The sequence below is a fragment of the Streptomyces sp. DF42 genome (assembly GCF_058267695.1).
The window spans coordinates 8,373,607-8,392,515 of record NZ_CM177859.1; the positions used below are offsets into that span (position 1 = coordinate 8,373,607).

The window sequence follows — 18,909 nt, forward strand, 5'->3', positions numbered from 1 at the left end:
GGTGGCCGGTGAGGCCGGACGGCGGAGCGGCACCCGCTTTCGGATGACCGCGCCGCCTGCCGTCGGCCCCGGCGGTCCGCCGTGGCCGAGGATCGCGTCGGCGGCCATCGCTGCCTGCCGTTCGTCCGCCCGGAGGCAGCCGTGCACATCCTGATCCTGGCCAGTGCGTTCAACAGCCTGACCCAGCGCGCCCACGCCGAGCTGCGCGACCGTGGACACCGGGTGGCGGTGGAACTCGCCCTGCCGGGCGTCTCGCTGCCGGATGCCGTGCGGCGGCATGCGCCGCAGCTCATCGTGGCGCCGATGCTGAAGTCGGCGATTCCCCGGGAGGTCTGGGCGGCGCACACCTGCCTCGTCGTCCACCCTGGGCCCGTGGGCGACCGCGGACCGTCCTCCCTGGACTGGGCGATCCACGAGGGCATCGACGAATGGGGCGTCACCGTCCTCCAGGCCGACGAGGAGATGGACGCCGGTGACGTGTGGGCCACCGTGCCGTGCCGGCTTCCCGAGGTGTCCAAGAGCGATCTGTACCGGGGCGAGATCGCCGACGCCGCGATCGAGGCCGTCCTGCTCGCGGTGGAGCGTTTCGCCGGGGGCGCCCACGTACCGCTCAAGCAGGACAGGACAGGCACGGCCGACGCGCGCCTGCGCCCGCGTCCCTACCTCGACCAGAGTGTCCGGCGGATCGACTGGGCCGAGGACTCCACGCGGACCGTCCTGCGCAAGCTGAGGGCGGCGGACTCGCAGCCCGGTGTGCTGGACACGCTGCTCGGCGGCGAGTGGTACCTGCACGGCGGTCACCCCGAGAGCGTGCTGCGCGGCCGTCCCGGGGAGTTGCTGGCGACCCGGACCGGGGCGGTCTGCCGGGCCACCCGGGACGGCGCCGTGTGGATCCCCGAACTGCGGCCCCGGCGCGGGCCCGGCCGGCCGCCCACGTTCAAACTGCCGGCCGTCCGGGCCCTGGGTGACCGGCTGCCGCCGCTGCCCGAGAAGGCCCCGCCCCTGTTGCCCGGGGCGCGGCACCGTACCTGGGCGGACATCCGCTACCGGGAGGAGGGGAACGTGGGCTTCCTCTCGTTCTCCTTCCCCGGCGGCGCCATGAGCACCGAGCAGTGCCGACGGCTGCTGGACGCCTACCGGGAAGCGTGCGGGCGCCCCACGTCGGTGCTCGTGCTGGGCGGCGAACGGGACTTCTTCTCCAACGGGATCCACCTCAACGTCATCGAGGCGGCCGACGACCCGGCCGCCGAGTCCTGGGCGAACATCAACGCCATCGACGATCTGGTCGAGGCGGTCCTGACGACGACGGACCGGCTGGTGGTCTCGGCCATCGCGGGCAACGCCGCGGCGGGCGGGGTCATGCTCGCCCTGGCGGCCGACGAGGTGTGGTGCCGCACGGGCGCCGTGCTGAACCCGCACTACCGCCTGATGGGCCTGCACGGCTCGGAGTACTGGACCCACACCCTGCCGCGCAGGGTGGGTCCCGAGACGGCCGAACGGCTCATGCGTGACGCTCTGCCGGTGAGCTCGGCGGGCGCACTGCGCCTCGGGCTCGTCGACCGCCTGGTCGGCAGCGGTCCCGACGATTTCGCGCGAGAGGTCGGCGGCCTGGCGGCCAGGCTGGCGGATCTGCCGGCGACGGCGTCACGGATCGCCGCCAAGAAGACCGAGCTGGACCGGCTGCAGAGCGCGACCCCGCTGGCCGGCTTCCGTGAGCGGGAGCTCGCCCGGATGCGCCGGACCTTCGACGATCCCGACGCCCCGTATCACGCTCTGCGTCGTTCCTTCGTCCACAAGGAGCGGCCACCGTGCACCCCGCCGCACCTCGGCCCGGCCGCGGTTGCGAAAACCGGCCTGGTCCCCACTGCCGAGTACGTCACCTGAACGGCCCTCGCTGCCGTCTCATCACGGCCTGACGGCTGCTACGAAGAAGGTCGACGGCCGAAATGCAGGCTTTCATCCCTTACCTCCCCAGGAGGCGGTCCCATGACTGAGGCGACGGCGAAGACCGACGGCGCTGCGCCCGCCGACGAGACACCCACGATCCACATTCTCTGGATCAACGCGGGGCTCAGCTGCGACGGCGACTCGGTCGCGCTGACGGCGGCCATGCAGCCCAGCATCGAGGAGATCGTCCTCGGCGCGCTGCCGGGGCTTCCGAAGATCGCTGTCCACTGGCCGCTCATCGACTTCGAATGCGGTCCGGTCGGCGGCTCGGACACGTTCATCGAGTGGTTCTTCAAGGGAGAGCGAGGCGAGATCGACCCGTTCGTGCTGGTCGTCGAGGGTTCCATCCCCAATGAGGCGATCAAGCCCGAGGGCTACTGGTGCGGCTTCGGCGACAACCCGGAGACCGGCCAGCCGATCACCACCAGCGAGTGGATCGACCGGCTCGCCCCGAAGGCCCTGGCGGTCGTCGCGATCGGCACCTGTGCCACCTACGGCGGCATCCACGCCATGGCGGGCAACCCGACCGGCGCGATGGGCGTGCCGGACTACCTCGGCTGGGACTGGAAGTCCCACGCCGGCATCCCCATCGTGTGCGTCCCCGGCTGCCCGATCCAGCCCGACAACTTCTCCGAGACGCTCACGTATCTGCTCTACCAGGCGACCGGCGCCGCTCCGATGATCCCGCTCGACGACAAGCTGCGGCCCACCTGGCTGTTCGGGGCCACCGTCCACGAAGGATGCGACCGTGCGGGCTACTACGAACAGGGTGAGTTCGCCCTGTCGTACGACTCCCCGAAGTGCCTGGTCAAGCTGGGCTGCTGGGGTCCGGTCGTCAAGTGCAACGTGCCCAAGCGCGGGTGGATGAACGGGATCGGCGGCTGCCCGAACGTCGGCGGCATCTGCATCGCCTGCACCATGCCCGGGTTCCCCGACAAGTTCATGCCGTTCATGGACGAGCCCCCCGGCGCCAAGGTCTCCAGCACGGCCAGCGGCGCCTACGGAGCCGTGGTCCGCAGGCTGCGCTCGATCACGGCGAAGACGGTGGACAAGGAGCCCAAGTGGCGCCGTACCGGAGGGAAGATCACCACCGGTTACCGGCCCCCCTGGTGACGCACCACTACGAATGACCCGCTTCTGCTTCGTGCACCCCCCACAACCGAACCCCCCGCGCAACGAAGGGCACGGCAAAGACGATGGCAAGGACGAAGGCGGCCGGCGACGGCAGCGGCCTGGTGGAGATGGCCTGGGACCCGATCACCCGGATCGTGGGCAGCCTGGGCATCCACACGAAGATCGACTTCAAGCAGAAGCGGGTCGCGGAGTGCTACAGCACCTCGTCGGTCTTCCGCGGCTACAGCGTCTTCATGCGCGGGAAGGACCCCCGCGACGCCCACTTCATCACCAGCCGCATCTGCGGGATCTGCGGCGACAACCACGCCACCTGCTCGGTGTACGCGCAGAACATGGCGTACGGCGTGAAGCCCCCGAACCTCGGCGAGTGGATCATCAACCTCGGCGAGTCCGCGGAGTACATGTTCGACCACAACATCTTCCAGGAGAACCTGGTCGGGGTGGACTACTGCGAGAAGATGGTCCGGGAGACCAACCCGGGCGTCCTCGAACTCGCCGAGCGCACCGAGGCCCCGCACGCGGCCGAGCACGGCTACCGCACCATCGCTGACATCATGCGCTCGCTGAACCCCCTCGAAGGGGAGTTCTACCGCGAGGCCCTCCAGGTCAGCCGCTACACGCGCGAGATGTTCTGCCTGATGGAGGGCCGCCATGTGCACCCCTCCACGCTCTACCCCGGCGGTGTCGGCACCGTCGCCTCCGTGCAGCTCTTCACCGACTACCTCAGCCGCCTGATGCGCTACGTGGAGTTCATGAAGCGCGTCGTGCCCCTGCACGACGACCTGTTCGACTTCTTCTACGAGGCACTGCCCGGGTACGAGGAGGTCGGCCGCAGGCGGGTCCTGCTCGGCTGCTGGGGCGCGCTCAACGACCCCGAGTACTGCGACTTCACCTACGCCAACATGACGGACTGGGGCCGGCGGATGTTCGTCACGCCCGGCATCATCGTCGACGGCAAGCTGGTCACCAACGACCTCACCGAGATCAACCTCGGCATCCGCATCCTGCTGGGCAGCTCCTACTACGAGGACTGGCAGGGCCAGGAGCAGTTCGTCACCCACGACCCGCTCGGCAACCCGGTGGACCCGCGCCACCCGTGGAACCAGCACACCATCCCCGCCCCGCAGAAGCGGGACTTCGACGACAAGTACAGCTGGGTCATGTCCCCGCGCTGGTTCGACGGCAAGGACCACCTCGCCCTGGACACCGGCGGCGGCCCCATCGCCCGCCTGTGGTCCACGGCCCTGTCCGGGCTCGTCGACATCGGGTACGTCAAGGCCACCGGCCACAGCGTGGTCATCAACCTGCCGCGCACGATGACCAAGCCGGAGACCACCTTCGAGTGGAAGATCCCGAAGTGGTCCAACGCGCTGGAGCGCAACCGCGCCCGCACCTACTTCCAGGCGTACGCCGCCGCAGTCGCCCTGCACTGCGCCGAGAAGGGCCTTGAGGAGGTCCGCGCCGGACGCACCCAGACCTGGGAGAAGTTCGAGGTGCCGCAGGAGGGCATCGGCGTCGGTTTCACCGAGGCGGTCCGCGGCGTCCTCTCCCACCACATGGTGATCCGGGACGGCAAGATCGCCAACTACCACCCGTACCCGCCCACCCCCTGGAACGCCAGCGTCCGCGACTCCTACGGCACCCCGGGCCCGTACGAGGACGCCGTGCAGAACACCCCGATCTTCGAGGAGAACACCCCGGAGAACTTCAAGGGCATCGACATCATGCGCGCCGTCCGCAGCTTCGACCCCTGCCTGCCCTGCGGCGTCCACATGTATGTCGGCGGCGGCAAGACGGTGAAGTCGATGCACGTACCCACCGGCCTGAGCGGACTGGGCGGATGAGCGCGCCGGCGGCGGCACGCCCCGTCGACGCGGAACAGACCGGGCGCCGGGTCGAGGAGGTGCTGGAACGGCTGACCGCGAGCGGCGACCCGGCCGCCGCGGCGGCCGCCGAGGAACTCGTCCGCTCCCTCATGGACTTCTACGGCTCCGGCCTGGCCCGCGTCCTCCACCTGCTGTCCACCGCCCCGGGCGACGACCCCCTCGCCGGCCTCCTCGGCGACGAACTCGTCGCGAGCCTCCTCGTCCTGCACGACCTGCACCCCGAGGACCGCGACACCCGCATCGCCAGGGCCCTGGACAGCGTCCAGGAACACGCCCTGGACCTCGTGGACTTCGACGAGGAGAGCGGCGTCCTCACCCTGCGGACCCGGGAGGCCGGCGGCTGTGGTTGCGGCTCCGGCGCGGGCGCCCGGGAAGCCGCGCAGGCAGCCCTTGCCTGCTTCGCACCGGAGGTCACGGCCGTCGACGTACAGACCGAGCCCGCCGGGCCCGCCCTCCTCCAGATCGGTACCGGGCCGGCGCCGACGAGGACCCGATGAGCGCGTCCCCGGCACCCGCCCGGCACGAGCGCCCCGCCGGCCTGCGAAAGTTCCGCACCGAGCGCGCGCCCCGGCCCGAGCGATGTGAACTGTGCGCGGTGGCTGTGCCCGAGGCGGACCACCGCCACCTGGTCGACACCGAGAAACGCGCCCTCGTCTGCGCCTGCGCCGCCTGTGCGCTGCTGATGGAACAGCCCGGCGCCGCCGCGGGCCGCTTCCGCACGGTCCCGTCCCGCTACCTCACCGACCCCGGGCACCGCCTCGACGAGAGCGCGTGGGACGCGTTGCAGATCCCGGTCGGCGTCGCCTTCCTGTTCCGCAACGCGGCGCTCGACCGGCTCGTCGCCCTCTACCCGAGCCCGGCCGGAGCCACCGAGAGCGAACTCGAACCGGCCACCTGGACGGCGGTCCTCGGCCGCAGCCCCCTTGCCGAACTGCTCGAACCCGACGTGGAGGCGCTGCTGCTGCGCCGCACCGAGGGCCGCTTCGAGTGCCACCTCGTACCTATCGACATCTGCTACGAACTCGTCGGCCGCATGCGCCTGTTGTGGCAGGGCTTCGACGGCGGGGCCGAGGCCCGCGCCGCTCTGGACGCGTTCTTCGCGGACGTCATGCGACGCGCCCGACCGGTGGGCGAGGCGGTGCGCCCGTGACGGAGTTCTCCTTCGCCTGCACCGGCGTCCGCGCCGACCGCTACGCCGCCGGACCGACCCTCGTCTTCCGGCTGCGCGTCACCGCATCCGGGGACACGCCCGTGCACGCACCCGTGCACGCCCTCGCGCTGCGCTGCCAGATCCGCATCGAACCCGCCCGCCGCAGCTACGAGTCCGCCGAGGCCGACGGGCTGGGGGACCTCTTCGGCGAGCGCTCCCGCTGGGGCAGCACACTCCAGCCGGTGCAGTTCGCCCAGATCTCGCTCATGGTCCCCGGCTTCACCGGAGAGACCGAAGCCGACCTCGTCGTGCCCTGCACCTACGACATGGACATCGCCGCCACCCGTTACCTCGCCGCCCTCACCGGCGGCGAGGTTCCGCTGCTGATGCTGTTCTCCGGTACGGCGTTCACCGGAGCCGGCGGTTTCCGGGTCGAGCCGGTCCCGTGGGACCGGGAGGCGGTCTTCCGGATGCCGGTCGCGACCTGGCGGGAGATGGTCGAGCAGCACTTCCCCGGATGCGGCTGGATCAGGCTGCCGCGCGACACCATGGACGCCCTCCTCGCCTACCGCTCCCGGCGCGCGCTGCCCTCCTGGGAGGCGACCCTCAAGGCCCTGCTCGACGACAGCGGCGGCGCGGACCCGCCCCGGAGCGACCCGCTGCGCGCGCTCACCGGCACCACCGGAAGGACGGATCCGTGACCGTGACCGCGTTCGCGTCCGAGACGGAGGAGCGATTCGCCCTCGCCCGGCAGGTGGCCGACGCCGTCCTCTTCGAGGGCTACGTGCTCTACCCGTACCGCGCCTCGGCGGCCAAGAACCGGCTGCGCTGGCAGTTCGGGGTGCTGGTGCCCCCCGGTTGGGGCGCCGAGTGCGAGGAGCACGAATTCCAGCACACCGAATGCCTGATGGAGCCGAGGGCCGGCGCGACCCTGTCGGTCGAGGTGCGCTTCCTGCACGCCCGACGGCGCACGGTGCAGCGGGCCCGCACGGACGGCGGCTTCGACACGGTTGCCGAACTCCACCTCGACGACCGGGTGCTGATGCCCTGGGACGAGGGGGCCGAGGAGCGCGTCGAGGTGGTCGCCTCGGTGGACGACCTCCTCGGCGACGGCGTCACGCATCCCTTCCGGCGCCCCGCCCGGGAGGACACCGAACCGGTCCTGGACACGGCCGGCCGCACCGTCGGCCGGCTCCTGCGGCGATCAGAGGAGATCAGCGGGACGATCCGGCTGTCCGCCCGCGAGCTCGACGGCCCCTACCGGGCCATGCGGCTGACCGCCGTCGTCGAGAACACCAGCGACTGGACACCGTCCGACGGCCGTGGCGCCGACCGGGACGCGGCGCTGCCGCACTCCCTGGTGGCCACCCACCTCCTCATGGCCCTCAGCTCCGGATCGTTCCTGTCTATGACCGATCCCCCGGAGTGGGCGAAGGGCGCGGTCGCCGCCTGCCGCAACCTGCACACCTGGCCCGTGCTCGCCGGCGAGACAGGCAGCGCCGACCTCGTGCTGTCCTCGCCGATCATCCTGGAGGACCATCCGGCCATCGCGCCGGAGAGTCCCGGCGCGCTCTACGACGCCACCGAGATCGACGAGATCCTCGCCCTGCGCACCGCGGCCCTCACCGACGAGGAGAAGCGCGAGGCCCGGGGCACCGACGAGCGGGCGGCCGCCGTGATCGAGCTGGCGGACTCGATGCCGGCCGAGGTCCTGGAGCGGCTGCACGGGGCGGTGCGCGGTCTGCGCGAGGCGACCGGCCGGGGCCCCGCCGCCCCGGACGACGGCTTCCCCGACGAGTACGGCGTGCAGCGGCCGGACACACCCTGGTGGGACCCGGCGAGCGAGGCGGGCTTCGACCCGGCGCGGGACCACGTGGTCGTGGACGGCCGACGGGTGGGCAAGGGCGACCGCGTCGAGTTGCGCCCGGGCCGCCGCCGCACCGACGCGCAGGACATCTTCCTGCACGGCCGCACCGCGACGGTCGAGGCGGTGCTGCACGACGTCGACGGCGCGGTGCACCTGGCGGTCACCGTCGACGGCGACCCGGGCGCCGACATCCGCCGCGAGCAGGGACGGTTCCTGTACTTCCAGCCCGACGAGGTCACCCTGGCGGAGGACGACGCATGAACCCCTCCTCACCGGCAGGCCCCAGGACGCTCGTGGCGGGCATCGGCAACATCTTCCTGTCGGACGACGGCTTCGGCGTGGAGACCACCCGCCGGCTCGCCGGGCGCGACCTGCCCGGGCACGTCGAGGTCGTGGACATCGGGGTGCGCGGAGTGCATCTCGCCTACCAGCTCCTGGACGGCTACGACACCCTCGTCCTGGTGGACGCCACGGCACGCGGCGAAGCCCCCGGCACGCTCTACGTGATCGAACACGACGTCGGCGTCGGGAGCCCCTCGCCCGGCACGCCCGCGCTGGACGGCCACCGGATGACCCCCGACGCCGTCCTGACGCTGCTGGGCACCCTGTGCGCCGGGACCGGCGGCGAGCCACCGCGCCGCGTCCTGGTCGTCGGCTGCGAACCGGCCTCGGTGGACGAGGGCATCGGGCTCAGCGCGCCGGTGTCCGACGCCGTACCGGAGGCCGTCCGGCTGATCGAGGAGCTGCTGCACGACGAGGAGCCGGGAGAGTCCGCGCCGCGGGCCACGGCCGGTGGGATCTCGACATGAGGAGAGACAGGATGAAGAAGATCGTCATCGGCGGAGCGGCCCTGGCGGCCCTGGTAGCCCTCGGCGCTGAGCTGTTCCCCGACCTGAGGCGCTACCTGCGTATCCGACGGATGTGAACCGCGGGCGCCACCGGTGTGCCGTGCGGTTGCGTCGAACGGCGTACCTGCCGACCGGTGACGGCGTGCCTGGCCGGGCGAGCGGGTGGCGCGCGCCTCTAATGAAGGCCGACCTGAGGCAGGACGCGGAAGGACGGAGACCCATGCACGAGATGTCCGTCGCGCTCGCCGTCGTCGACCAGGTGGCAGAGGCCGCCGCGCGGGCCGGTGACGTCACGGCGGTGCGATCGGTACGGCTGCAGGTGGGCGAACTGGCCGGCGTCGTACCCGACGCGCTCGCCTTCTGCTTCGAACTGGTCTGCGCCGGAACCCTGCTGGAAGGCGCCGAACTGGTCACCGAAGCGGTGCCGGGGCGGGCCCGCTGCACGCCCTGCGCACACGAATGGGCCGCCGGCATGCCACCCCGGCTGACCTGTCCCGTCTGCGACGGGACAGGCACCGAGCTGCTCGCGGGCCGGGAACTGCAGATCGTCGACGTGCACTGGGTGGACGGCGGGCCCACGCACGCACCCACCCGCGAACCGATCTCCGAGGAGCGCTGAACCATGTGTCGTGTCGTCGACCTGCGCCAGGCCGTACTCGCGAAGAACGACGCGAGCGCCCACGAACTGCGCGCTCACCTCGCCGGCCGGGGCACCGCGGTCGTCAACCTGCTGTCCAGTCCGGGCAGCGGCAAGACCGCGCTGCTGGAACGTGAACTGCTGCGGGCGCGGGAGCAGTCCGTGCCCGTCGCGGCGCTGAGCGCCGATCTCGCCACCGAGAACGACGCGGCGCGCCTGGCGCGTTCGGGTGTCCCGGTCAAGCAGGTCCTCACCGACGGACTGTGTCATCTGGAGGCGGGGATGCTCGCCGGGCATCTGGACGGGTGGTTGCCCGACGACACCCGGCTGCTGTTCGTGGAGAACGTCGGCAACCTGGTCTGCCCGGCCTCCTACGACCTGGGGGAGGCGCTGAGGGTCACGCTCGCCTCCGTGACGGAGGGCGAGGACAAGCCGCTCAAGTACCCCACCGCCTTCGGCCTCGCCCACCTCGTCGTGATCACCAAGAGCGACCTCGCGGAGGCCGTCGAGTTCGACGAGGCCGCGTTCCGCGCCAATATCGAGCAGGTCAACCCCGGAGTCGAGGTGATCCTGACCTCGGCACGCCGGGGACAGGGAGTCGGCGCGCTGCTCGACCGGGCGATGGCGGCCGCGGACGGCGCGCCCGTCCACGCACCGGTCATGGCCCGGTCCCACTCCCACCACGGTCACACCCACGCGCACCCGGAGGCCACCGGCACGATGGCCCACACCCACCCGTGAGCGCTCCACAGGCCCCGGCCGCCGTCGCCGCGGACACCCCACGACGCCGCGTGGTCACCGTCCGGGGAGTGGTGCAGGGCGTGGGCTTCCGGCCCTACCTGTACGGCCTCGCCACCGAACTCGCCCTGGCCGGGCACGTGACCAACACCCCGGAGGGCGTCGTCGTGGAGGTCGAGGGCACCGCCTCGGCCGTGGCCCGGTTCTGCGACCGGATCGCCGCCCAGGCCCCCCCGCTCGCCCGCGTCGAGTCCGTCCACCACCGGGAGACGCCTCCGGTCGGCGGCACCGGGTTCACGATCCTCACCTCCCGCGCCGACGGGCCGGCCCGCACCCTGGTCTCACCGGACTCCGCCACCTGTGCCGACTGTCTCGCCGAGCTGGCCGACCCCGCGGACCGGCGCCACCGCCACCCGTTCGTCAACTGCACCCACTGCGGCCCGCGGTTCACGATCGTCACCGGCGTGCCGTACGACCGTGCCCACACCACCATGGCCGGCTTCCCGATGTGCCCCGACTGCGCCCGCGAGTACGCCGATCCGGCCGACCGCCGTTTCCACGCGCAGCCGGTCGCCTGCCCGGTCTGCGGGCCGCGGCTGCGGCTGCTCGTCGCCCGGCGGCCCGGCCCCCGGATGGTCGACGGGGTGGACCCGGTCACCGAGGCGCGCGCCTTGCTGGCCCGGGGCGCGATTCTCGCCGTGAAGGGCCTGGGCGGCTACCACCTGGCCTGCGATGCCACGAACCAAGGGGCAGTCGCACTCCTGCGACGCCGCAAGGCGCGCGGGGACAAGCCGTTCGCCGTCATGGCCAGGACCGCGGACGACGTCCGCCACCTCGTGAGGCTGAGCCCCGAGGAGCGGAGCCTGCTCGAAGGCAGGGCCAGGCCGGTCGTCCTCATGAGGCGGCGTACGAACGCGTCGTGCACGGCCGGCGGCCCGCGGCCCGCCGAGGCCGTCGCGCCCGGCAGTCCCGACCTCGGCGTGCTGCTGCCGTACACACCCCTGCACCACCTGCTGCTCGGTCTGCCCGGCGACCCGGACGGCCCCCGGCTCCTCGTCATGACCAGCGGCAACGTGTCCGGCGAACCGATCGTCACCGACGACACCGAGGCCCTGGAACGGCTCGCGCACCTGGCCGACGCCTGGCTGACGCACGACCGGCCGATCCATGTCCCGTGCGACGACTCCGTGGTCCGCGTCTGCGACGGACAGCCGCTGGTGATCCGCCGCTCCCGTGGCTACGCCCCGCTTCCGCTTCCGCTGCCGCTGCCCGTGCGGCCGGCTCTCGGCGTCGGCGGAGACCTGAAGAACGCCTTCTGCCTGGGGGCGGGCCGCCGGGCCTGGCTGTCGGCGCACATCGGCGACATGGACGACCTGGGCACGCAGCGAGCCTTCCAACGGGCCGTGGAGCAGCTTGAGTTCATCACGGGGGTACAGCCCGAAACCCTGGCGTCCGACCGGCATCCCGGCTACCGCTCCGCCCGATGGGCCGACCGGAACGCGGCGCACCGGCCCGTCGTACGCGTGCAGCACCATCACGCGCACGTCGCCTCCGCGATGGCCGAGCACGGGATGGACGGCACCCGGACGGTGATCGGCGTCGCCTTCGACGGCACCGGCCACGGCGACGACGGAGCCGTGTGGGGCGGGGAGTTCCTGCTCGCCGACTATGACGGCTTCACCCGGTTCGGGCACCTTGCATACGTCCCGCTGCCCGGGGGCGACGCCGCGGTGCGCCGTCCGTACCGCATGGCACTGGCCCACCTGATGGCGGCCGGGATCGACTGGTCGGCCGACCTCGCCTGTACGGCCGCCTGCCCGCCCGACGAACTACGCCTGCTGAAACGGCAGTTGGAGCGGAATCTGCACTGTGTCCCCACCTCCAGCATGGGTCGGCTCTTCGACGCCGTGTCGTCTCTCGCCGGGGTGTGCCACCGCGCCGGATACGAGGCACAGGCCGCCGTCGAGCTGGAGGGTGCCGCTCTGCGCGCACCCGCCGAGGACACCACCACGTACGACTTCGCCCTGCACCACGTGCGGGCGGGCGGGGGTGGCGCCGTACGGGCGGATCCGGCACCCGTACTCGCGGCGATCGTCGACGACCTGCGCGCGGGCGTCGGGCCCGCCCCGGTCGCGGCTCGCTTCCACCGGGGCGTGACCGGCCTGGTGCACCGGATCTGCGTACTGGCGCGAGAGCGGCACCGGCTGGACACGGTCGCCCTGACGGGCGGCGTGTTCGCCAACACGCTGCTCTCCTCGGCCTGTGCCGCCACCCTGCGCGAGGACGGCTTCACGGTCCTGCGGCACCACCTGGTGCCGCCGAACGACGGCGGCCTGGCGCTGGGCCAGCTGATGGTGGCCGCCCGGGCCACCACTCCCACCGACTGAGCAACGCGCGACCCACAGCGAGGAGAGGCCCATGTGCCTGGCGGTACCCGGCAGAGTGCTGGACATCGAGGACCGGGACGGTACCCGGATGGCCACCGTCGACTTCGGCGGAGTGGTCAAGGAGGTGTGCCTGGAGTACCTGCCCGACCTCCAGGTCGGCGAGTACGCCATCGTCCACGTCGGCTTCGCGCTGCAACGGCTGGACGAGGAGTCGGCGCGACAGACGCTCGAACTCTTCGCCGAACTCGGCATGTTGCAGGAGGAGTTCGGCGACCCCTGGGAAGCGGCGGCGGCAGTGGAGGCGGGCGAGGACGCTGTGCAGGAGGCGCGGAAGTGAAGTACATCGACGAGTTCCAGGACCCGGAGCTGGCACGCCGGCTCCTTGACGACATCCACGCCACGGTGACCAGGCCGTGGGCCCTGATGGAGGTGTGCGGGGGGCAGACCCACAGCATCATCCGCCACGGCATCGACCAACTCCTTCCGGATGAGGTCGAACTGATCCACGGTCCGGGCTGCCCGGTGTGCGTGACCCCGCTGGAGGTCATCGACAAGGCGCTGGAGATCGCCTCCCGACCGGGGGTGATCTTCTGCTCCTTCGGTGACATGCTGCGCGTGCCGGGCACCGGTCGGGATCTGTTCCAGGTCCGCGGGGAAGGCGGCGACGTGCGCGTCGTCTACTCGCCGCTCGACGCGCTGCGGCTCGCGCGCCAGAACCCGGACCGCGAGGTGGTGTTCTTCGGCATCGGCTTCGAGACGACGGCGCCCCCCAACGCCCTGACGGTCCACCAGGCCCGGAAGCTGGGCATCCGCAACTTCAGCATGCTGGTGTCCCACGTCCGGGTACCGCCCGCCATCGAGGCGATCATGTCGTCGCCGATCTGCCGGGTACAGGGTTTCCTCGCCGCCGGGCACGTGTGCAGCGTGATGGGCGTGGAGGAGTACCCGGAACTGGCGGAACGCTTCCGTGTCCCGATCGTCGTGACGGGCTTCGAGCCACTGGACATCCTCGAAGGCGTACGCCGCGCCGTCCGCCAGCTGGAACGCGGTGAGCACACCGTCGACAACGCCTACGCCCGTGCCGTCCGCCCGGAGGGCAACCCGGCCGCCCGGGCCATGCTGGAGGACGTCTTCGAGGTCACCGACCGGGCCTGGCGCGGTATCGGCGTGATTCCCGGCAGCGGCTGGCGGCTGTCGTCGAAGTACCGCGACCACGATGCCGAACACCGCTTCTCGGTCGGCGGGATCCGGACGGAGGAACCCGCCGAGTGCCGCAGCGGAGAGGTTCTGCAGGGGCTTCTCAAGCCGCACGAGTGCGAGGCCTTCGGCACCCTGTGCACCCCCCGCACCCCCCTCGGAGCCACCATGGTCTCCAGCGAGGGCGCCTGTGCCGCCTACTACCTCTACCGACGTCTGGACGTGCCCACCACCACGACGGCCCGGGAGGCGAGCCCCGTTGTCTGACACCACCGATCTCCCCGTCCCCGCTCTGGACATCGAAGGGTGGACGTGTCCGGCGCCGGTACGCGACCGGCCCCGCGTCGTCATGGGCCACGGAGGCGGCGGAGTCCTCTCCGCCGAACTGGTCCAGCAGATCTTCGCCCCGGCCTTCGGAGGCGAGCTCCTCGCCCAGCTCGGTGACGCCGCCGTCCTCTCCCTCGGCGGTGCCCGGCTGGCGTTCTCCACCGACTCCTACGTGGTGCGGCCGCTGTTCTTCCCCGGCGGCAGCATCGGCGATCTGGCGGTCAACGGCACCGTCAACGACCTCGCCATGAGCGGCGCCCGCGCCGCCTACCTCTCCTGCGGATTCATCCTGGAGGAGGGCGTCGAGCTGGACGTGGTCAGGCGGGTGTCCGAGGCGCTGGGCGCGGCCGCGCGCACCGCCGGTGTGGAGGTGGCCACCGGCGACACCAAGGTGGTGGAGGCCGGACACGGCGACGGGATCTACGTCAACACCGCAGGCATCGGTCTCGTCCCCGCAGGCGTCGACCTGCGGCCGCAGCGGGTCGTCCCGGGCGACGTCGTGATCGTCAGCGGCGCCATCGGTGCCCACGGGGTGGCGGTCATGAGCGTGCGCGAGGGCCTGGAGTTCGGGGTGGAGATCCAGAGCGACTGCGCGCCGCTCGGCGGCCTGGTCGACGCCATGCTCGGTGTCACCTCGGATCTGCACGTTGTGCGCGATCCCACCCGGGGCGGCCTGGCCGCCGCGCTCAACGAGATCGCGGAGGCCTCCGGTGCGGGGGTGGCCATCCGGGAACGCGATGTCCCGGTGCCGGAGGCCGTGGCCAATGCCTGCGCCATCCTCGGCCTGGACCCCATGTACATCGCCAACGAGGGCAAGCTGGTGGCCTTCGTCCCGCGCGAGCACGCCGACGCCGTCCTGGAGGCGATGCGGGCGCATCCGCTGGGCGAGGACTCCGTGATCATCGGCGAGGCCGTCGAGGCGCATCCCGGCATGGTCGTGGCCGGCACCGGCCTGGGCGGAACTCGGGTGGTCGATCTGCCGATCGGGGAGCAGCTGCCGCGGATCTGCTGACAGCGGCGTCCTTCACAAACCTCGCTGGGCCTCGCGCGTCAGGGACCGGGGACCGGTCGTGCCTGCGCCGAACAGACTGTCAGCGCGGTCGGCGCCCGGCCGGCGGATCCTGCGGGTCCACGCCGGTCGTGGCGGAGGCGTCCCTGGCGCCGCTGGGTCGCTGGGCGCGGCCCTTGCGTCCGGTGTCCCGGCGGCCCTTCTCGTCCGCCGCGCCGTACTCCTCGCCGCGTCCACCGTGACTCTTGACCGTGTCACCCGGAACGGACTTCGTCTCCTCAGCGGACTTGGTCCGGCCCCGGCCTCTTTCGTCGGCGTGCTCCGCCGCACGGAAGGAGCGCTCGGCGCTCGGGTTGTCCTGCTGACGTGTCTCGTCCACATCGGGTGACCAGCCGTGCTGTCCTGCGCCGTCGTGACGGCTGGGGCCCTTGCCGTGCGGTGGCTCGGACGAACGTGGCTTCTTCGACATGGTCCGACCTGCCTGTCCATGGTCAGTTGGGGGAGACGGAGACGGTCAGTCACTCGTCGTAAAGCTGTCTAAATAGTAACCTTCCATGAAATTCTGGGCACATTTTGGGCCTCTCCGAGTTCGACGGGACCGGCCCGTCCGCCCGTCTCGACCGTGCCGCCGGAGACGCGATCCGCCGCACGCGCCCCGCTGGTACGCGGGCCTCCACCGAATTCAAGGCCGCGTTGGCCCCGCTGATCGAGGAGGAGGCCTCGGTGCTGACGTTCGTCGTTCAGCCGGACCGACGCCGCCGGATCGATCTCCCGGGCTCAGCGACGATCTCGACGCAGACGGTCCGACGCCTCTGATCCTGCTTGGGCCACCGAATTCGCCAGGGCCTGTGGGTCGGTCTTCCCCGCCGACCGGACAGGCCCTGGCCCATGAGCTCACCGAGGTCGGGGCCGGCGGTGTCGACGACGGTACTGCCGTCGTGATGTTGGGTAGGTCGGCTGATGCACACAAACACTGAGGTGAGAGATGCATTTCACGACCCGCCCCACCCACCAGGGCACCTTCGGCATGGAGGCCCCGGGGGTGGGGCATTGACCTGGGGTTTTGGAGCCTCTTGAGCCCGTGACCTGCGGGAACGTACCTTTCACTCTCTTTCGGTGGGGTACGGGTTCGTGTCGCTGGAACTCCCCAGGGCCTCCCTGAGCGACGAGAAACTCCCCAGCTGCTCCCCACGGGAGCAGCTGGGGATCGCCCAGCAGAATGCCCCTCGCCTGCGGTTCTTGGAGGCCGAGGGCCAGATCCATGCCGGCTCCACGGAACTGCGGCAAGTGGCCGGAGCGCAGGGTTGGCGACTGCCGACCAGCGCGGGCACGTTCCTGCGCACAGTGTCCTCGTCGGCCTGCACCAGCTGGGCAATGACCGGAACGCGGTTCCCGCCGACGGACGCCAACAGCATCACCCCCCGCCGGTAGCGCACCGAGTTGGTACTTCCCCGGCGCACGATCTGCTGCAGCTTCTGCCCCTCCTGATCGGTCGGTTTGCGCACACGGACAGGATCAGCCACCGCGCCTCCAGCGGTCGAATGGACGTCATCGCACATCCAACCGCCATGATCACCCGGTGAACCTTCGCGGTCACAGCATTAGCCGCTCCGGGGAACGATCCTCAGGTCATCTCCAGCTCGGCCACGGGATCCGCCGCCAGAGCCCTGGCGGTCGACTGAGGGTCGAGTGCGTCAGCCGCGTAGTGCACGCCGGGTTTCACGCGGCCGGTCAGGACGTGCCCCACCGCAGTGGCTGCGAGGAAGCCGCTGAGCTCGTAGGAGTCCTCGGCGCGGAGGGTGAGGGTGCGGGTGGGCGGGCCGTCGTCGGTTCCGTTCCACAGGCGGAACTCCTGCCCGTACCAGGAGCCGTGGCGGCGGACATCCTCGTCCGCGGCAAGGACCAGTTCGGCGGTATCCGTAGTGTCAAGGGCCCAGGCCATGGCGAGCTCTTCGGCGAGGCGCTCGCCTCCGAAGACGGTGTACCAGTGCAGTCGGCGGATGCCCGTGGTCTCGGCGAGACGGGCTGCCTCGGTCGACAAGTAGGGGAAGGCGACCACCGGTCGAGGGAAGGCCGGGAGGCTCAGGTCGCGTCGTGGTTCCAGCGCACGGTCGCGGACACGCCCGTCCTGCCAGGCCGCGGAGGGAGTGCCGTGTTCGGGGCCCCGGGCGAGGAGTACGTCTCCTGCGGCGGCGGGGGTGAGCGCTGCCACTCCGCCCACGTACGCCTCCAGGCGGGCGGGCTGCGATGTCGGCTCCGTCAGGGCGCGCGGCAGAAGTCCGGAAAGGCCCGGGAGCGCTCCGGCGGAGATCACTGCGGTTCGGTCGGCGGCCGTCCAGGCGTCGGCTCCGACGCACTTTGCTGTCAGCCGGGCGTGGAGGGGGTCGTCGCCCGCCGCGTCGATGTAGTCCACGCCGTGGCGCAGGGCCGCTCGGGCCACTGTGTCCAGGACCCGGTAGGACGGGCCCGCGCAGTTGACGACGAGTCGACAGCGGCCGAGGAACGAGTCCAGTGATGCGGACCAGAGGTCAACCGCCTCAGCGTTGATGGCGGTTGATCCCTTGTCGCGCCGGAGCGAAGCGACGAGTGCTCCTGCGCGCGACGAATCCCGGCCGCCCACCAGGAGCGGTCCTATGCCTGCCTGATGCAGGCGGCGTACCACCGCACTGCCGACTGCTCCGTAGCCGCCGAGGATGCCGATCGCCGCGGTGGAGTCCATGGGGTCGCCCTTCGTTGGATGTTGCGGCGTACTGCCACTTCAAATGGAATTGATAACTATTATCAGTAAAGGATCTGGCGGTAACGCCCCCCGAACGCAACGGAGGAGAACGATGTCGTACGACGTACTCGTGGTCGGTGGAGGTCCAGCCGGTCTCAACGCCGCGTTGGTGCTCGGCCGTCAGCGCCGCAACGTGCTGCTTCTCGACAGCGGCGCGCCGCGCAACGCGTCGGCCGCCGAGATGCACATGCTCCTCAGCCGGGATGGCTTTCCCCCGGCGGAGCTGCGCCGCATAGGCCGTGAACAGCTCGCCGTTTACCCAAGTGTGGAGATCCGTGAGGCGCTGGTGACCACGGCGACGGCGGAGGGGAGCGGGTTCCTGCTGACGCTCGCGGACGGCGCACGGGTGTCGGGTCACCAATTGATCATCGCCACCGGGCAGGTCGATGTCCTCGACCAGGTGGAGGGACTGAGTGAGCTCTTCGGCCGCGGTGTCTATCACTGCCCCTTCTGTCATGGCTGGGAGACCCGGGGAATGAAGCTCGCCGTGCTCGGTCACGAACTCCCCCAGGTCATGCAGGCGTTGTACGTCGCCGACCGGTTCAGCGACGACGTGGTGGTGTGCACGGACGGGCATCCGGTGCCCGAGCAGGCGGCGGGCAAGCTCGCCGAGGCCGGGATAGCCGTCGACGAGACACCCGTTTCCCGGATCGAGGGCAAGGAGGGCGAAGTCCGCCTCGTCCTGGTGGACGGACGGGTCATCGAGCGGCAGGCCGTGTACCACCGGGCACCCACCCGCCAGCACTCCCCGCTCGCCGAACAGCTCGGCTGCCGGATACTTCCTGACGGTTGCGTCCGTGTGGACGAGTTCCAGCGCACGAGCGTGCCGGGTGTCTACGCCGCCGGGGACGCAGCCCGGCTGGAGGCGCTGCCGGACGCGCTCACGTTCGTGGTCACGGGGGCTGCCGACGGAGCGCGTGCCGCAGTCTGGCTGGAGCAGGCGCTGTTCCGGCAGGACGCGGGGCTCGGCGGCTGATCCGGCCTGCGGCGGGAGCATCCAGGG

The 18,909-nt window shown here is 71.3% G+C and carries 19 protein-coding genes and 1 pseudogene; 17 read left to right on the forward strand and 3 right to left on the reverse strand.

Annotation, left to right across the window (positions count from 1 at the left end):
* The first annotated feature begins 141 nt into the window (after nt 1-141).
* From ACYUED_RS38520 to hypE, 15 genes are all read left to right on the forward strand, one after another.
* Entirely contained in the window at nt 142-1,884 is a 1,743-nt protein-coding gene (locus ACYUED_RS38520) for an enoyl-CoA hydratase-related protein (RefSeq protein WP_491294622.1), read from the forward strand.
* A gap of 102 nt (nt 1,885-1,986) precedes the next feature.
* A complete protein-coding gene (locus ACYUED_RS38525) occupies nt 1,987-3,060 on the forward strand; it encodes an NADH-quinone oxidoreductase subunit B family protein (RefSeq protein WP_491289051.1) in 1,074 nt (357 codons plus the stop codon).
* An 83-nt stretch (nt 3,061-3,143) separates the two neighbouring features.
* Complete coding sequence (locus tag ACYUED_RS38530) at nt 3,144-4,925, forward strand: nickel-dependent hydrogenase large subunit (RefSeq protein WP_491289052.1); 1,782 nt, start codon at nt 3,144-3,146, stop codon at nt 4,923-4,925.
* Nucleotides 4,922-5,464, forward strand: coding sequence for a NifU-related iron-sulfur-binding protein (locus tag ACYUED_RS38535; protein WP_491289053.1), 543 nt, complete (start codon nt 4,922-4,924; stop codon nt 5,462-5,464). Before ACYUED_RS38530 ends, ACYUED_RS38535 begins: the two co-directional genes overlap by 4 nt.
* Entirely contained in the window at nt 5,461-6,117 is a 657-nt protein-coding gene (locus ACYUED_RS38540; RefSeq protein WP_491289054.1) for a DUF5947 family protein, read from the forward strand. The genes ACYUED_RS38535 and ACYUED_RS38540 overlap by 4 nt, the downstream gene beginning before the upstream one ends.
* On the forward strand, nt 6,114-6,818 hold the full coding sequence (locus tag ACYUED_RS38545; protein WP_491289055.1) for a DUF6084 family protein: 705 nt from the start codon (nt 6,114-6,116) through the stop codon (nt 6,816-6,818). Before ACYUED_RS38540 ends, ACYUED_RS38545 begins: the two co-directional genes overlap by 4 nt.
* Entirely contained in the window at nt 6,815-8,245 is a 1,431-nt protein-coding gene (locus ACYUED_RS38550; protein WP_491289056.1) for a hypothetical protein, read from the forward strand. Before ACYUED_RS38545 ends, ACYUED_RS38550 begins: the two co-directional genes overlap by 4 nt.
* Complete coding sequence (locus ACYUED_RS38555; RefSeq protein ID WP_491289057.1) at nt 8,242-8,793, forward strand: hydrogenase maturation protease; 552 nt, start codon at nt 8,242-8,244, stop codon at nt 8,791-8,793. Before ACYUED_RS38550 ends, ACYUED_RS38555 begins: the two co-directional genes overlap by 4 nt.
* Before the next feature lie 11 nt (nt 8,794-8,804).
* Entirely contained in the window at nt 8,805-8,909 is a 105-nt protein-coding gene (locus ACYUED_RS38560) for a DUF6893 family small protein (protein WP_491289058.1), read from the forward strand.
* Between the two features lie 143 nt (nt 8,910-9,052).
* The gene (locus ACYUED_RS38565) at nt 9,053-9,451 is read left to right on the forward strand and encodes a hydrogenase maturation nickel metallochaperone HypA/HybF (RefSeq protein WP_491289059.1); all 399 of its coding nucleotides are present in this window, start codon (nt 9,053-9,055) and stop codon (nt 9,449-9,451) included.
* Between the two features lie 3 nt (nt 9,452-9,454).
* On the forward strand, nt 9,455-10,210 hold the full coding sequence (hypB, locus tag ACYUED_RS38570; RefSeq protein WP_491289060.1) for a hydrogenase nickel incorporation protein HypB: 756 nt from the start codon (nt 9,455-9,457) through the stop codon (nt 10,208-10,210).
* Nucleotides 10,207-12,594 carry a carbamoyltransferase HypF gene (gene hypF, locus ACYUED_RS38575; protein ID WP_491289061.1) on the forward strand — a complete coding sequence of 796 codons (2,388 nt, stop codon included), beginning with the start codon at nt 10,207-10,209 and terminating at the stop codon, nt 12,592-12,594. Before hypB ends, hypF begins: the two co-directional genes overlap by 4 nt.
* A 31-nt stretch (nt 12,595-12,625) precedes the next feature.
* The gene (locus ACYUED_RS38580; protein ID WP_491289062.1) at nt 12,626-12,931 is read left to right on the forward strand and encodes a HypC/HybG/HupF family hydrogenase formation chaperone; all 306 of its coding nucleotides are present in this window, start codon (nt 12,626-12,628) and stop codon (nt 12,929-12,931) included.
* Nucleotides 12,928-14,058, forward strand: coding sequence for a hydrogenase formation protein HypD (gene hypD, locus ACYUED_RS38585; protein ID WP_491289063.1), 1,131 nt, complete (start codon nt 12,928-12,930; stop codon nt 14,056-14,058). Before ACYUED_RS38580 ends, hypD begins: the two co-directional genes overlap by 4 nt.
* Nucleotides 14,051-15,130 carry a hydrogenase expression/formation protein HypE gene (hypE, locus tag ACYUED_RS38590; RefSeq protein WP_491289064.1) on the forward strand — a complete coding sequence of 360 codons (1,080 nt, stop codon included), beginning with the start codon at nt 14,051-14,053 and terminating at the stop codon, nt 15,128-15,130. The genes hypD and hypE overlap by 8 nt, the downstream gene beginning before the upstream one ends.
* A 79-nt stretch (nt 15,131-15,209) precedes the next feature.
* Here hypE and ACYUED_RS38595 read toward each other — a convergent pair whose 3' ends face one another.
* Complete coding sequence (locus ACYUED_RS38595) at nt 15,210-15,596, reverse strand: hypothetical protein (RefSeq protein ID WP_491289065.1); 387 nt, start codon at nt 15,594-15,596, stop codon at nt 15,210-15,212.
* A 104-nt stretch (nt 15,597-15,700) separates the two neighbouring features.
* Here ACYUED_RS38595 and ACYUED_RS38600 point away from each other — a divergent pair, with 104 nt between their 5' ends.
* Nucleotides 15,701-15,943, forward strand: a complete 243-nt coding sequence (locus tag ACYUED_RS38600; RefSeq protein ID WP_491289066.1) for a hypothetical protein — start codon at nt 15,701-15,703, stop codon at nt 15,941-15,943.
* 521 nt (nt 15,944-16,464) lie between these two features.
* Here ACYUED_RS38600 and ACYUED_RS38605 read toward each other — a convergent pair.
* Nucleotides 16,465-16,650, reverse strand: a pseudogene (locus tag ACYUED_RS38605) (IS630 family transposase); the annotation flags it as partial.
* A 101-nt stretch (nt 16,651-16,751) separates the two neighbouring features.
* Nucleotides 16,752-17,846 (reverse strand): saccharopine dehydrogenase NADP-binding domain-containing protein, encoded by a 1,095-nt coding sequence (locus ACYUED_RS38610; protein ID WP_491289067.1) that lies wholly within the window; start codon nt 17,844-17,846, stop codon nt 16,752-16,754.
* Nucleotides 17,847-17,958: 112 nt separating this feature from the next.
* Here ACYUED_RS38610 and ACYUED_RS38615 point away from each other — a divergent pair, with 112 nt between their 5' ends.
* On the forward strand, nt 17,959-18,882 hold the full coding sequence (locus tag ACYUED_RS38615; RefSeq protein ID WP_491289068.1) for an NAD(P)/FAD-dependent oxidoreductase: 924 nt from the start codon (nt 17,959-17,961) through the stop codon (nt 18,880-18,882).
* Nucleotides 18,883-18,909: the final 27 nt, after the last annotated feature.